Source organism: Caulobacter sp. BK020, from assembly GCF_004342605.1.
GTDB lineage: Bacteria > Pseudomonadota > Alphaproteobacteria > Caulobacterales > Caulobacteraceae > Caulobacter.
Map to the genome: position 1 here is coordinate 345,655 of NZ_SLZL01000002.1, position 14,456 is coordinate 360,110.

The window sequence follows — 14,456 nt, forward strand, 5'->3', positions numbered from 1 at the left end:
CGGCGGGGCGTTGCGCCGAGTGGGTTCATGGCGAGACATGTTTATGAACGACGGCCCTCAACAGCATATCGTCATTCTGGGCGGCGGCGCGGCGGGATGGATCGCGGCCGCGCTGCTGGCCAAGCAGACGGATCGCCGTCAAACACGGATCACCCTGGTCGAATCCGAGGAGATCGGCATCATCGGCGTCGGCGAGGCGACGGTCCCGTTGCTGGCCCAGTGCAACGCCATGCTTGGCATCGATGAATTCGACTTCATTCGCCGCACCCAGGGCACGTTCAAGCTGGGCATTGAATTTTGCGACTGGGGCGTGGCCGGAAATCGGCATTTCCACGCGTTCAGCGACTATGGCCACCCGGTTCAAGGGGTGTCACCCCACCATTACTGGCTGAGGCTGCGCCAAGCCGGCGACGAGCGGCCTATCGACGACTATTCGTTCGCCTACGCCGTGGCCAAGGACAATCGGTTCGCCCCCAGCGACCCGGAGAATTCGCGCTATCACCACGCCTATCATTTCGACGCGGCCTTGTACGCCCGCTATCTGCGGGACGTGGCGACCGAGCTGGGCGTGCAGCGTATCGAAGGCAAGATGACGCACGTCGACCTGGACGGCGACACCGGCGATATCGCCGGCATCCACCTGGCCAACGGCGTCACGGTTCCCGGCGATCTCTTCCTGGACTGCACTGGTTTCGCGTCCGAGCTGCTGGGCAAGGCGCTGGGCACGCCTTTCGTCGACTGGTCGCGCTGGCTGCTTTGCGACAGCGCCCTGGCCGTCCCCTCCAAACGCGCTGGCCCGCCCATGCCGTTCACGCGATCCACCGCCCACGCCGGGGGCTGGCGCTGGACGATTCCGCTGCAGCACCGCAGCGGCAACGGCATGGTCTATAGTTCGCAGTTCTGGAGCGACGAGGCGGCGCGCGAGGCCTTGCTGGGCGCCATTGACGGCGAGCCGCTGGCCGAGCCGCGGCTGTTTCGCTTCACCTCCGGGCATCGCAAGCAGTTCTGGAACCGCAACTGCATAGGGATCGGGTTCGCCTCCAACTTCCTCGAACCGCTGGAATCGACCGGATTGCAGCTGATCGTCATGGGGATCTTGAAGCTGTTCAAATACTTCCCCCAACGGACCATCGACCCGGCTTTGCGCGACGAATATAACCGCGTCTCCACCCGCGAGATCGAACGCATCCGCGACTTCATCATCGCCCACTACCATCTCTCGCGCCGTCCCGAGCCCTTGTGGGCGGCGTGCCGCGACATCGACATACCCGACAGTCTTCGGCACAAGCTTGAGGTCTGGACCGCCAGCGGGCAGATCGCGCTGGGTGATCTCGAGTCCCATGTGGAGCCGAGCTGGCTCGCCATCCTGCTGGGCAACGGCGCCGTTCCCGCGCGCTACAACGTGTTGGCCGATCTCCATTCCTTGGAACAGATCCGCGAGGGTATGAGACTGCGCCGCGAAGAGATCCTGCGGTCAGCGCAGGCGGTCACGTCGCATCAGGATTTCATCGATCGCTACTGCAAGGCCCCCCAGGCGGCGGCCCGCTAGGCTGCATTTCGGCTAGCGGGGCAAGGAGTTCAAGCGCCTGAACTTCGGTCTCCTAGAGCATCGCGCACGAACGCCGCGAGGGTTTCCGGATACAGCCTGTGCTCCTGCTCCAGCACGCGGTCGCTGAGCCTGTGTTCGGTGTCGCCCGGCAGGATCGGTACGCGGGCCTGGCCCAGGATCGGGCCTTCGTCGACGCCGGCGGTGACCAGGTGGACGGTGCAGCCGGCCTCGACCTCGCCGGCGCTCAGCGCGCGGCCGTGGGTGTCCAGGCCCGGATAGGCGGGCAGCAGGGAGGGGTGGATGTTCAGCATCCGCCCGGCCCAGGCCTCCACCAGGAACGGCGTCAGGATGCGCATGTAGCCGGCCAGGGCCACGACCTGGATCCCGCGCTCGCGCAGGGCGGCGTCGATGGCCCGCTCATGGGCCTCGCGGTCCTTGCCGTAGGGCTTCTGGTCGATGGCCAGGGCCTCGACGCCCGCCGCGGCGGCGGTGAGCAGGCCGCCGGCCTCGGGCTTGTTCGACAGCACCAGGGTGATCTCGAACGGGCAGGCCGGATCCTGGGCGGCCCGGACCAGGGCCTCCATGTTGGAGCCCCGGCCGGAGATCAGGACGGCGACCTTGGTGCGTTGGGCCACGAGAAACCTCTTCGCGCGCCCTGCGTCCTTCGAGGCCCGCGACGCGGGCGCCTCAGGATGAGGGGCTTTGTTGCTCTGAATTCCTCATCCTGAGGCGCTCGCCAAGGGCGAGCCCCGAAGGACGCAGGATTTAGGCCGCCACCAGCTGCCCGCAGATGAAGGCGTCCTCGTCGGCGTTCAGCAGGGCCGCCAGCACCGGCTCGGCGTCGCTGGCGGCGACCACCAGGATGAAGCCGACGCCGCAGTTGAAGGTGCGGCGCAGCTCGTGGTCGCTGATGCCGCCTTCGCGCTGCAGCCAGTCGAAGACCGGGGGCAGGGGCCAGGCGTTCCAGTCGAACTCGGCCTTCAGGCCCTCGGCGATGCAGCGCGGCGGGTTTTCGATCAGGCCGCCGCCGGTGATGTGGGCGCCGCCCTTGACCCGGCCGGACTGCAGCAGGGGCAGGATCGACTTCACATAGATGCGGGTCGGGGCCATCAGGGCCTCGGCCAGGGTCTTACCCTCGGCGAAGGGGGCGGGGGCGTCCCAGGCCAGGCCCGAGCGCTCGACCACCCGGCGCACCAGGCTGTAGCCGTTGGAGTGCGGGCCCGACGAGCCGACGCCGATGATGATGTCGCCGGCCCGCTGCTTGTCGAGCTTGGGCAGCACGCCGTCGCGCTCGACCGCCCCGACCGAAAAGCCGGCCAGGTCGTATTCGCCGTCGCTGTACATGCCCGGCATCTCGGCGGTTTCGCCGCCCACCAGGGCCGAGCCAGCCAGCTTGCAGCCCTCGGCGATGCCGGCCACGACGCTGGTGGCGGTGGCCACGTCGAGCTTGCCGGTGGCGAAATAGTCCAGGAACAGCAGGGGCTCGGCGCCCTGGGCCAGCAGGTCGTTGACGCACATGGCCACCAGGTCGATCCCTACCGTGGCGTGCATGCCGGTGTCGATGGCGATGCGCAGCTTGGTGCCGACGCCGTCGGTGGTGGAGACCAGCAGCGGGTCGTCGTAGCCGGCCGCCTTCAGGTCGAACAGGGCCCCGAAGCCGCCCAGGCCCGCCTCGGCCCCGGGACGCCGGGTGGCCTTGGCCAGGGGCTTGATCGCCTCGACCAGGGCGTTGCCCGCATCGATATCGACGCCGGCCTGGGCGTAGGTGAGGCCGTTCTGTGGGTCGCTCATGCGCTTGCTCTGGCTCGAAGACGGCCCAATGGGCCGTTTTTGAAAGGAAACTTGCCGCTCCCCCTAAGCTTGTGCTTGCAGACTCGGGGGTGCGCGAGGCTATTAGCAGCCGATGACGACGATCACCACTACCGCTGAGCTGGCGGCGTTCTGTAATGAGTTGAAGGGCCAGCCCTTCATCGCCGTGGACACCGAGTTCATGCGCGAAACCACCTACTGGCCCAAGCTGTGCCTGATCCAGGTGGCCTCGCCGGACACCGAAGCCTGTATCGACCCGCTGGCCGACGGCATCGACCTGGCGCCGCTGCTGGACGTGCTGCGCGATCCCTCGATCCTGAAGGTGTTCCACGCCGCCCGCCAGGACGTCGAGATCTTCAACAATCTGGACGCCATGCCCACGCCGCTGTTCGACACCCAGGTGGCCGGCATGGCCGCCGGGTTCGGCGAGCAGATCGCCTACGACGCCCTGGTCCGCCAGATGCTGAAGATCGAGCTGGACAAGTCCAGCCGCTTCACCGACTGGGCCCGCCGCCCGCTGAGCGAGGCGCAGCTGACCTACGCCGTCGCCGACGTCACCCATCTGGCGACCCTGTTCCCCATCCTGCGCGACCGCCTGGACAAGGCCGGCCGCCTGGCCTGGGTGGAAGAGGAGATGAAGGCGCTCAACGACCCGGCCGCCTACGACGTCGATCCGGAAAAGGCCTGGCGCCGCCTGCGCCCGCGCAAGACCGGCGCCAAGTACCTGGCGGTGTTCAAGGCCGTCGCCGCCTGGCGCGAGCGCACAGCCCAGACCCGCGACCAGCCGCGCGGCCGCATCCTCAAGGACGAGGCCATCGACGAACTGGCCACCCAGGCGCCGACCTCGCTGGAGGGCCTCAACACCCTGCGCAGCGTGCCCAAGGGCTTCGGCGGCTCCAAGTTCGGTCCCGACCTGCTGGCCGCCATCAAGGCCGCCCTGGCGGACCCGGAAGGCTATGCGCCGGTGCTGGAGAAGTCCGGCCCGCCGCCGCCCGCCTCGGCCGGCGCGGTGGTCGAGCTGCTGAAGGTCCTGCTCAAGGCCCGGGCCGAGGAGGCCGGCGTGGCCTCCAAGCTGATCGCCACGGTCTCGGACCTGGAGAAGATCGCCGCCGACGACGAGGCCAACACCCCGGCCCTGCAGGGCTGGCGGCTGGAGGCTTTCGGGTCCGACGCCCTGAAGATCAAGCGCGGCGAGCTGGCCTTGGTGCTGGACGGAACCCGGGTTCGTGTGGTGGAAGTGCGCCGCGCGCCCAAGCCGGACTGAGGGCGCGGGAGGGGGCGACCTCTCCTGGTGTCCGGCGGCTGTCGGGGGCGTTGCGTATGCGGGTGGCTTGGGACCAACTGGCGGCCGCCTACAGGCCCGCCGCGATTTCCCACCGGCGCCAGATCCCGCTGCGCGTCTTCGTCATCCTCGTGGTCGTCGTCGTCACGGCCTGGCGGCCGACGTTCCATTTCCTGGTCCCGTGGGCCGCGGCCTGCATCGTCGCCCAGATCGTCGAGCAGCAGGCGCTGCGCCATTTCCTGAGCCGCGCGGAGCCCGGACGGGCGGTGATCTTCAACCTGGCCTCCGACGTGCTGCTGGCCGTGGTGTTCGGCTGGGCCTCCCTGCCGATCTGGGCGCTCGGGACGCCCGTGGCGACGGCTTCGGCCATCATCCTGGTCTCAGGCTCGGTGCTGACCGCGCTGATGGGCGCCGAGGGCTGCGTGGCGGCCTTCCTGGCGGCCGTGACGCCGCACATGACCTACATGCTGATCCTGCCCCTGACGACGGAGACGCGCCAGGATCCGCTGGGGCCCTACTACCTGATGGGCGTGGCCCTGTTCGCCCTGGTGCTGGGGCTGGTGTTCGCCTGGTCGCGGCGGACCTTCGAGGCCGAGCGCTCGGCGCGGCGCCTGGCCGAGGCCCAGACCGCGGCCAAGTCGGCCTTCGTGGCCATGGTCAGCCACGAACTGCGCACCCCGCTGAGCGCCATCCTGGGCGGGGCCGGCGACCTGGCGCGCGAGGCCGGCGACGCCCGCGCCCGCGACAAGGCCGCCCTGATCGCCGACGCCGGGGCGATGATGCGCGCGCTGCTCAACGATCTGCTGGACGTCTCCAAGATCGAGGCCGGCCGGATGAGCGTCGAGATCCTCGATTTTTCGCCGGGGGCGCTGATCGACGAAACCGTGCGCTTCTGGCGCGACGAAGCCAGGGCCAAGGGGCTGGCGCTGGACCTGACGGGCGAGCGGGACTTGCCCCAATGGCTGCGCGGCGATCCGGTGCGCATTCGCCAGGTGCTCAACAACCTGCTGTCCAACGCGATCAAGTTCACCTCGGCGGGCCGGGTCGCGCTGAACGTCATGGCCGAGCGGCGGGGGGACGGCTGGCGGCTGGCCGTCGAGGTTTCCGACACCGGGCCCGGCCTGTCGCCCGAACAGCTGGCGCGGCTGTTCACGGCCTATGACCAACTGGGCCCCGACACGGCGCGCACCTTCGGCGGAACGGGCCTTGGCCTGTCGATCAGCCGGGACCTGGCGCGGTTGATGGGCGGGGACCTGACCGCGCGTTCACCGGCCGAGGGCGGCGCTGTGTTCCAGCTGACCCTGCCGATGGCGACGGGTTCCGCGCCGGCCGTCACCGAAGCGCCGGCGTCCGCGCCTCCGTCCACGCCAAGCGTCTTCGACCGCTCGCCCCTGGCCCTGGTGGTCGACGACCACGAGGTCAACCGGCGGCTCCTGAGCCACATCCTGGACGCCATGGGCGTGCGTGTCGAGTTGGCCGCCGACGGCGAAACGGGTCTGGCCCTGGCGGGCGAGCGACGCTTCGACGTGATCCTGATGGACGTCAACATGCCAGGCCTGGACGGGCTGGAGGCCACGCGCCGCCTGCGCCTCGCCGGGCCTAACAGCACGACGCCCGTAATCGCCGTCACCGCCGGCGTCTCGGACGCGGAGCGCGAAGCCTGCCGCGCCGCCGGAATGGACGACTGGCTCGAAAAGCCGTTCCAGGCCGCGACCTTGCAGCGGGTGCTGTGGCGGGCGCTGGATCCGGATCTGGTCGGGGCTTAGGCCCGATCCGCCTAACCGCCCCAGCGTGCGATGTGCGGGAGAAGGTTGCCGGCCGCCACGGCCAGGGAGCCCAGCACCACGCCGTGGAACACGCAGCCGACGATCACGGTGCGCTTCACCGACCAGCCGGACTCGGCCGCGAAGGCGCGCGCCAGGTCGTTCTGGAGGCGGCGGGCTGGTCCGACCACCGACACGTCGTCGGCGTTGGCGAGCCGTAGCTCGGGCCGCGCGCGCGGCGCCGGAAAGGTGGCGACGTGGTCTTCGTATTCGACTTCGACGATCCGCTGCTTCTGCATGGATGCTCTCCCCGTTTCTGAGGTCGAGCTTGCGATGGCCGTGGATAACAAACCGTGCTCGCCGAGCGCCGTTCGGTTGCGGCGGGGTGTCGCGGCGGCGAACGGCCAAAAGAAAGGGCCGGTCCCTTTCGGAACCGGCCCCGTCCATTTTCCAGGCGAAACGCTTAATAGGTGAAGCGCACGCCCAGCTTGAAGGTCCGGCCGATCAGGCCGGGATAGTGGAAGGTGGTCAGGAAGTTCGGGGCGCTGGCATAGGCGCCCGGCGCGACCGGGGCCTTTTCGTCGAACAGGTTGCCGACGTGGCCATAGACCTGGACCGAGTCGGTGATCTGGGCCGTTCCGTTCAGGTCGACATTGACGAACTTCTTGATGTAGCAGAACTTTTGGCCAAGAGCCGTATTGCCGGTCGCATACTGGTTGGCGGTGACGCAGTCGGTGCTGGTCCGCTGGTCAGCGGCCACCGACTTGATCTTGCCGACATAGTAGGTGGTGGCTGACAGGCTGTAGCGGCCCCATTCGACCGTGTTCTGCCAGTTGCCGCGCCAGTCGGGCGTGCCGTTGCCCGAGGAGAGCTGGTACGGACCCAGCGTGCCGGCGTACTTCTGCACGCCGTTGGACGTGTGCAGGTCGTACTTCAGAACGTGGGTGACTTCGACGCGGCTGGTCAGCTTGGCGTCGAACGGCAGGTTGGCCTTGGCCGTGGCCGAGAAGTCGACGCCCGAAGTTTTCGAGAAGTCGGCGTTCACGAACGGCGCGTTGATGATCAGCACGCGGGGCAGGGCGGTCGGGAACAGCGGGTCGATGGCGTCGACCAGGTTGCACGAATAGCCCGGACCCACGGCCGCCACGGCGGCGCAGGCGCTGGTGACGTTGGTGCCGGTGTAATAGGCGTTGCGAGCGCTCGCCAACAGCGGGCCGGCCACGATCAGGTCGGACTTCTTCACGTCGTAATAGTCGACCGTCAGGCTGAGCCACGGGGTCGGCTCGGCGATCACGCCCAGGGTGAAGCTACGCGACTTTTCCGGCTTCAGGTCCGGATTGCCGACATAGCCGCCGCCCAGCGAATAGGCCTGGGCGTAGGGGTTGGTGTTGCCGGCCGAGGTCAGGCCGCCGTGGGCGTTCTGGAAGCTCGGCGGCGGGGTGAAGGTCGAGAAGCCGGCATATTGGCTGCGCGCGCCCGATTCCGCGAACGTCGGCGCCCGGAAGCCTTTGGAATACGTGCCGCGGAACGCCAGTTGGCGCAGCGGCGTATACTTGGCGCCGATCTTCGGCGAGAAGTGGCTGAAGCCCTCCGAATAGTGGTCGTATCGGCCCGAGGCGTTGATCTCGAGTTGGTTCAGCACCGGCGCCAGCACTTCGAAATAACCCGCCGTGACGGTGTGCTTGCCGAACGCCGACGAGGTGGTCAGCGAATAGGTGTCCAGCTTGGCGTTCTGGTTGTTGTTGACCAGTTCTTCCTTGCGGACCTGGCCGCCGACGGCCAGTTGCATCGTCCCGCCTGGCAGCTCCCACAGCTCCTTCGTGACCGAGGCGTCCAACGAGTACATCGTCGAGTGCGACGGCGTGGTCACGGTCGGCGAGATGAAGTCGCGGACAGCCTGGGTGTTGTTGCCCGGGTTCACGAAGTCATAGCTGCCGGTGTTGATCGACTTCAGCAGGTTGGCGATGTTCAGGAAGCCGTACTGCTCGATCTTCAGGTTGTCGCGGGCGAAGACGCCGTCAACTCGCCAGTTCCAGTCGCCGCCGAAGTCGCCCTTCAGGCCGGCGGTGCCGCGATAGACCTCGTTGGTGCGGTCGCTGCCGGCGGGGATGTCGCCGAACAGGTAGTAGATGCGCGCCGCGTTGTTCGCGGGATCGGCGCCGCCGGCGGCGGTCGCATAGGGGTTGTTCGGGTTCAGGCGACGACCGGCCGCGGCCGGATCGGCGCAGTTGACGCCGGAGGTGCAGATCCAGACCGGCAGCACGATGCCGGGGTTGGTCGACGCCAGGGACGGCGATCCACCGAACGGCTGGGTGTTGCGCAGGGCGCGCGGCTGGTTCTTGATGCTGACGAAGTCGTACGAGTAGCTGCCGGCGACATAGCCCTCGACGTTCTCGCCCAGCTTGAAGCTCAGGCGGCCGTTGAGCGCATAGCGTTCCTGCTTCGGCTGGATCTGGTTGTAGAGGTCGACGAGGTCGTACTTGCAGCCCGTGCCGCGCGCGGCGCCGGTGGTCACGGTGTAGGTGCCGGCAAGGCAGGTGCCCAGGCCCAGAGCGGTGTATTCGCTATAAGCCGAAGAGCCCGTGCCGATGGTGAAGGGCGTGAGGCCGCCGGTCAGCGGATTGTTCAGGTCGCTTTGCGTGGTGCGCACGACAACGGCGGTCGGCGTGGCGGTCGTCAGCGTGCTGTCGGCGGTGTTGTTGTCCAGGCCGCCGATCGGACGCAGGTCCTGGGTGTTGTAGGGGAAGCCCCGGCTGTGGCTGGTGACGCGGCCGTCCTTCTGGTACTCGCCGTTGACGTAGAAGTTCCAGCCCTTCTCGGCGTAGTCGCCGTAGCCGAGGGTCAGGTCGAAGCGCTGGTGGCGCGCGTCGCGCTCCTGGCTTTGGCCGAATTCGGCGCTGCCGGAAATCCCTTCGAACTGCTTCTTCAGGATCAGGTTGACGACACCGCCGATGGCGTCGGCGCCGTAGCTCGACGAGGCGCCGTCCTTCAGCACTTCGATCCGGTCGATCAGGCTGAACGGGATGCTGTTGAGGTCGACATAGGCGTTATGGCCGTCGTCGTTGATCGGGAAGTTGGCCGAGCGCAGGCCGTCGACCAGCACCAGGGTCGAGGACACGCCCAGGCCGCGCAGCGAGACGGCCGAGCCGCCGGCGCTGAAGCCGCTCTGGAAGCCGGTGCCGATCGAGCCGGCGCCGTCGGCCGAGACCGACCGGATGGCGTCGGTGGCCGTGGTCATGCCCGCGCGCTGCAGGGTCTGGGAGGTCATCACCGTGACTGGCGAGGGCGTCTCGGTGTCGGTGCGGCGGAAGAGAGAGCCGGTGACGACGATTTCCTCGACCTCGGTCTGGTCGGCAGGAGCGGCCGGGGCGGCGGTTTGGGCTGCGGCCTGGCTGGCGGCGAACACGGCGACAGCGGCGCCGCAGATCATCGTCGTGGCCATCAGCCGCGCGCGCGTGGGTTTAGTTCTCAAGTCGGTAACCCCCAAAATATGCAGACGCAGTTCGTCGCGCCGCGGTGACCTACGGCTTAGCTTCCCTAAGCGTGGTTGCAGCAGGGCTATCGACGATTGGGACGATCGGTCAAGAGTTGTCGCATTAATGAAATGTAACGTGGTTTTTTTGACACAAAGCGGCACGACTTGACCCCTTTTTTTTCGGGGCTGAAATCCTCGTTTTGATGCGTGATTTGCGCGGATCGCCGATTTTTCCACGGTAGTCAGCCCGCGCAATCCAGAGATGCGCCCCCGAGGGCGTTTTTTCAGAGCGCCGTGATCTTCAGCTTCAGACCCAGCAGGGTCGCCAGGGCGCCCGCTCGCTTGGCGGTCTGCTCGCCCAGCAGCAGGTCGGCGTAGCCTGGCTCGGCGGCCAGCAGCAGGTCGCCCTTGTCGATGGCTAGGCGCGACCGGGCCAGGAGAGGCGCGCTGCGGCCCGACAGGTCGCAGCCCAGGCGGATGGCGGCCCCGATGGCGCGGGCCCGCTTCAGGCGGCCGGGCGACAGCAGGCGCTCCAGCACGTCCAGTTCCGGCGGGGTGAAGGCCGTGGCGTGGCGGGCGAAGGCCGCGGCGGCCAGGAAGGCCCGCTCGGCGTGGGTCTGGCCGGCGATCGGCGCGCGCAGCACCTGCTCGAACACCAGGTCGGCGCGATGGTCCGGGTGCAGGCGCGCCCCCAGGTCGGCCAGGCGGCAGGCGGCCGAGGCCAGGACGGGATCGCGCTGATCGAAGCAGGGCGGCAGCTGGGCCAGGGCGGGGGCCAGCCAGGCGTCCAGCGCCGCGCCCAGCTCGTCGGCCACGCCCTGCCGGGCCCCCAGCGAGGCGCAGCCCTCGACCAGCGGATCCAGCCGGCGCACGCCGGGCGGCATGGCCTCGAACAGCAGCCCCTCGCGCACGCCGAAGGCCGAAATCTCGATGCGCTTGAGGTCCAGGCTTTCGATCAGCTGCTCCAGCACCACGGCGGCGTAGGGCAGGGTCTCCGAGCGCTTCTTGCTCATGCCCTCGATGCGGTCGAGCGAACTCTTCGACTGGTGGGCGACCAGGCGCGCGGCGTCCAGGGCCTCGGCGCGGCTGATGCTGTACTGGTGGACCACGTGCAGCGGGTAGCCGGCCAGGCGCATGTGCAGCAGGGCCAGGTTGCGCCAGGCGCCGCCCACCGCGTGGAAGACGTCGGTCCGGAAGGCCTGGGCCGCCGGGGCCAGGCGCTGGGCGCACAGCCGCCGCACCTTCTCCAGGTCGAAGCCCTCCGACAGGCCCAGGCTGAACGGGCCCAGCGGCAGGGTGACGCCCAGGCCCGCGCCGGTGGTCTCCAGGCGCACCAGCTCCAGGCTGGCCCCGCCCAGGTCGCCGACCACGCCGGTGGCGTCGGGCGCGCCGGCCAGCACGCCCAGGGCGGCGTAGCGGGCCTCTTCCTCGCCCGACAGCACGCGGGTGGAAAAGCCGGTCTCGGCCTTGATCTGCTCGACGAAGGCGGCGCCGTCCTTGGCCTCGCGCACGGCGGCGGTGGCGGCGATGAAGGTCTCGGCCGGCTTGACCGCCTCGAGCACGGCGCGGAAGCGCTTCAGAGCGGCCAGGGTCTGGGCCACGCCCTCGGGATTCAGCCGGCCGCCGTGGCCCAGGTCACGGCCCAGCCCCGCCAGGACCTTCTCGTTGAAGACCGTCCAGATGGCGCGGCCTTCCAGCCGGTACACCACCAGGCGGACCGAGTTCGAGCCGATATCGATAACGGCCGCGTCGCGCGGCGCCGCAAAAGGCATGGGCTTGGTTTAGCGCATTGGGCGGGGAGGGGAAGGCGGCGCGCGCAAAAAGGTTGTCGCTCCACAGCTCAGCGTTTCAGGCCGATCAGCGGCGCGGGCTCGTCCAGCGTCCGCCGGCACGCGCGCAGACGCCAGCCCGCCGAGGCGTTCTCGTAATAGCAGGATCCGAAGCTGACCGGCCGGCCGTGCTCGCGGCGGCCGCCCTTGGTCATGGCGTAGGCCCCGTCGGGGCTGATCAGCAGGCTTTCCACCGCCTTGACCCGAACCCGGCAGCGCCCCCACGAGCGGCCATGGCCCATCACCTGCCAGGCGGGCCCGTAGATCGTCCCGGACTTGAACAGCTGGCGCTCCCGCGCCCTGGCCCAGGCCAGGTCGGCGGCGTCGCCCAGCTGCGTGTCGCCCGGGACGGCGGGCAGGGCGAAGATCGCGCAGATCCGCGCCTGCTCGGCCGGACGCGGTCCGCAGGACGCCAGGCCCAGCGCCGCCAGGACGACGAGCCCCCGCGCCTTCACCGGCGCTTGCGCGGGCCCACGTGGTCGAACGCCTGCGGCAGGTCCTTCACCTTGTGGCCCCGGCCCGACAGGCTGGGATTGGTCATGAAGTATTCGTGGGCCGAGAAGGCGCCCTTGCGGTCCCAGGCCGGGTCGCGGGCGTAGTGGCCCTCGGGGTCGAGGTTCCAGCTCTGGGCTTCGTCGTTGAGGTTGGCGACCATGATCTGGTTCAGCACCTGCTGGTGCACGGTGGGGTTCTCGACCGGGACCAGGCTCTCGACCCGGCGGTCCAGGTTGCGCGGCATCCAGTCGGCCGAGCTGATGAACACCCGGGTCTGGGGGCTGGGCATCGGCCCGCCGTTGGCGAAGGCCACCACCCGGGCGTGCTCCAGGAACCGGCCGACGATCGACTTGACGCGGATGTTCTCCGACAGTCCTGCAATCCCAGGTCTTAAACAACAAATCCCGCGCACCACCAGGTCGATCTGCACCCCGTCCTGGCTGGCCGAGTAGAGGGCGTCGATGACCTGCGGGTCGACCACGGCGTTCATCTTGGCCCAGATCGCCGCCGGCTTGCCCTCGCGGGCGTTGCGCGCCTCGGCCGCGATCATGGTCAGCAGGTCCGGCTTCAGCGTCTCGGGGCTGAACGACAGCTTCTCCAGCCCGTGCGGCTGGGCGTAGCCGGTGATGAAGTTGAACAGCTTGCCGCCGTCCCGGCCCAGGGCCGGATCGCAGGTGAACAGCGACAGGTCGGTATAGACCCGCGCCGTCTGCGGGTGATAGTTCCCGGTGCCGAAGTGGCAATAGGTGCGCAGGGCCTCGCCCTCGCGCCGCACCACCACCGACAGCTTGGCGTGGGTCTTCCAGTCGACGAAGCCGAACACCACGTGCACGCCGGCCCGCTCCAGGTCGCGCGCCCACTTCAGGTTATTTTCCTCGTCGAAGCGCGCCTTGATCTCCACCAGCGCGGTGACGTTCTTGCCGTTGTCGGCCGCCTCGATCAGGGCCGCGACGATCGGGCTGTCCTTGGACGTGCGGTACAGGGTCTGCTTGATCGCCAGCACATTGGGATCGCGCGCCGCCTGGCGGATGAACTGCACCACCACGTCGAAGCTCTCGAACGGGTGGTGGACCAGGATGTCCTTCTCGCGGATAGCCGCGAAGCAGTCGCCGCCGTGGTCGCGGATGCGCTCGGGGAAGCGGGCGTTGAACGGCTTGAACTTCAGGTCCGGACGGTCGGGCGGGATCAGCTCGGCCATCTGGGCCAGGCCCAGCTTGCCGTCGACCAGGATCACGTCGTCGGGCTGGGCGCGCAGGCCCTCGACGATGAACTCGCGCAGGTCGTCGGGCATGGTGGTCTGGATCTTGACCCGCACCACGCGGCCCAGCCGGCGCTTCTTCAGCCGCGCCTCGAACTCGCGCACCAGGTCCTCGGCCTCTTCCTCGATCTCCAGGTCGCTGTCGCGGATCAGGCGGAACAGGCCCCGGCCCTCGACCTCGTAGCCGGGGAACAGGTGGCCCAGGAAGAGGATGATGAAGCTTTCCAGCGCCACGATCCGCCGCTCGCGCTTGCGCGTGCTCTTGGCCGGCGCCTGGCTAAGCTCCCAGAACCGCTGCACCTGGCTGGGCACCGGCACCAGGGCGTACAGGTGCTTGTCGTCGGCGATGCGGCGCAGCTTCAGGGCCAGGCAGAAGCCCAGGTTCGGAATGAACGGGAACGGGTGGGCCGGGTCGATGGCCAGCGGCGTCAGCACCGGGAACATCCGGGTCAGGAAGATCTCCTCGGCCCGCTCGCGGTCGGCCCCGACGATGTCCTTGGCGTCCAGCAGCTTGAGGCCCTCGCCCCACAGCTCGGCCCGCACCTCGCGCCAGATCTTCTGCTGCTCGGCCATCAGCTCGGCGGCCGAGGCGTTGATCCGCGCCAGCTGCTCGCCCGGCGTCAGCCCGTCCTGGCTGACCACCCGCACGCCCTCTCGCACCTGGCCCTTCAGGCCGGCCACCCGCACCATGTAGAATTCGTCCAGGTTGTTGGCGCTGATCGACAGGAACCGCAGCCGCTCCAGCAGCGGGTGGCGCGGATTGGCGCTCTCCTCCAGGACCCGCTGGTTGAAGGCCAGCCACGAGGTCTCGCGGTTGAAGAACCGCTCGGGCGCGGCTAGCAGGTCCTCGTCCAGCCGCAGGCCCGCCAGGTCCGGCGCGGCCGGCGAGGGCGCGGCGGGCAGGTCGAGGGCGGCGGCGTCGTCAGGCATGGGGGTCTCCGGTCTACGGTGTGCAGAGTGACGGAGGGTGGTGACAGGAGCAAGACATTGGGCGCC

General features: G+C 68.9%; 10 protein-coding genes. 3 read left to right on the forward strand and 7 right to left on the reverse strand.

The genetic code is table 11. The features are described from left to right. Positions 1 to 43 precede the first annotated feature (43 nt). On the forward strand, positions 44 to 1,549 hold the full coding sequence (locus EV278_RS03825; protein WP_132086817.1) for a tryptophan halogenase family protein: 1,506 nt from the start codon (positions 44 to 46) through the stop codon (positions 1,547 to 1,549). Between the two features lie 29 nt (positions 1,550 to 1,578). On the opposite strand, the gene purN is transcribed toward EV278_RS03825, so the two are convergent. Both purN and purM read right to left on the reverse strand, forming a co-directional pair. Beyond that, positions 1,579 to 2,184, reverse strand: coding sequence for a phosphoribosylglycinamide formyltransferase (gene purN, locus EV278_RS03830; protein ID WP_132086819.1), 606 nt, complete (start codon positions 2,182 to 2,184; stop codon positions 1,579 to 1,581). A gap of 130 nt (positions 2,185 to 2,314) precedes the next feature. Then, on the reverse strand, positions 2,315 to 3,340 hold the full coding sequence (gene purM, locus EV278_RS03835; RefSeq protein ID WP_132086821.1) for a phosphoribosylformylglycinamidine cyclo-ligase: 1,026 nt from the start codon (positions 3,338 to 3,340) through the stop codon (positions 2,315 to 2,317). 112 nt (positions 3,341 to 3,452) lie between these two features. On the opposite strand from purM, the gene rnd reads away from it, so the two are divergent. Next, positions 3,453 to 4,622, forward strand: coding sequence for a ribonuclease D (gene rnd, locus EV278_RS03840; RefSeq protein ID WP_132086823.1), 1,170 nt, complete (start codon positions 3,453 to 3,455; stop codon positions 4,620 to 4,622). A gap of 56 nt (positions 4,623 to 4,678) precedes the next feature. Continuing rightward, a complete protein-coding gene (locus EV278_RS03845; RefSeq protein WP_132086825.1) occupies positions 4,679 to 6,406 on the forward strand; it encodes an ATP-binding protein in 1,728 nt (575 codons plus the stop codon). A gap of 11 nt (positions 6,407 to 6,417) precedes the next feature. Here the strand turns inward: EV278_RS03845 and EV278_RS03850 are convergent, their stop codons facing one another. The 5 genes from EV278_RS03850 to EV278_RS03870 form a co-directional block, all read right to left on the reverse strand. Continuing rightward, positions 6,418 to 6,702, reverse strand: a complete 285-nt coding sequence (locus tag EV278_RS03850; protein ID WP_132086827.1) for a hypothetical protein — start codon at positions 6,700 to 6,702, stop codon at positions 6,418 to 6,420. Between the two features lie 164 nt (positions 6,703 to 6,866). Beyond that, the gene (locus EV278_RS03855) at positions 6,867 to 9,845 is read right to left on the reverse strand and encodes a TonB-dependent receptor (protein WP_243692071.1); all 2,979 of its coding nucleotides are present in this window, start codon (positions 9,843 to 9,845) and stop codon (positions 6,867 to 6,869) included. Positions 9,846 to 10,162: 317 nt separating this feature from the next. Then, positions 10,163 to 11,650: a Ppx/GppA phosphatase family protein gene (locus EV278_RS03860; RefSeq protein ID WP_132086829.1), complete on the reverse strand. Its 1,488-nt coding sequence runs from the start codon at positions 11,648 to 11,650 to the stop codon at positions 10,163 to 10,165. A gap of 68 nt (positions 11,651 to 11,718) precedes the next feature. Next, complete coding sequence (locus tag EV278_RS03865) at positions 11,719 to 12,162, reverse strand: hypothetical protein (RefSeq protein WP_132086831.1); 444 nt, start codon at positions 12,160 to 12,162, stop codon at positions 11,719 to 11,721. Then, entirely contained in the window at positions 12,159 to 14,390 is a 2,232-nt protein-coding gene (locus tag EV278_RS03870; RefSeq protein WP_132086833.1) for an RNA degradosome polyphosphate kinase, read from the reverse strand. The genes EV278_RS03865 and EV278_RS03870 overlap by 4 nt, the downstream gene beginning before the upstream one ends. Positions 14,391 to 14,456 lie beyond the last annotated feature (66 nt).

Bases quoted from the DNA above. Each gene is read 5' to 3' on its own strand.
- rnd (WP_132086823.1), top strand. From the start codon at position 3,453: ATGACGACGATCACCACTACCGCTGAGCTGGCGGCGTTCTGTAATGAG.
- EV278_RS03825 (WP_132086817.1), top strand. From the start codon at position 44: ATGAACGACGGCCCTCAACAGCATATCGTCATTCTGGGCGGCGGCGCG.
- EV278_RS03850 (WP_132086827.1), bottom strand. From the start codon at position 6,702: ATGCAGAAGCAGCGGATCGTCGAAGTCGAATACGAAGACCACGTCGCC.
- purM (WP_132086821.1), bottom strand. From the start codon at position 3,340: ATGAGCGACCCACAGAACGGCCTCACCTACGCCCAGGCCGGCGTCGAT.
- EV278_RS03855 (WP_243692071.1), bottom strand. From the start codon at position 9,845: ATGGCCACGACGATGATCTGCGGCGCCGCTGTCGCCGTGTTCGCCGCC.
- EV278_RS03870 (WP_132086833.1), bottom strand. From the start codon at position 14,390: ATGCCTGACGACGCCGCCGCCCTCGACCTGCCCGCCGCGCCCTCGCCG.
- EV278_RS03845 (WP_132086825.1), top strand. From the start codon at position 4,679: ATGCGGGTGGCTTGGGACCAACTGGCGGCCGCCTACAGGCCCGCCGCG.
- EV278_RS03860 (WP_132086829.1), bottom strand. From the start codon at position 11,650: ATGCCTTTTGCGGCGCCGCGCGACGCGGCCGTTATCGATATCGGCTCG.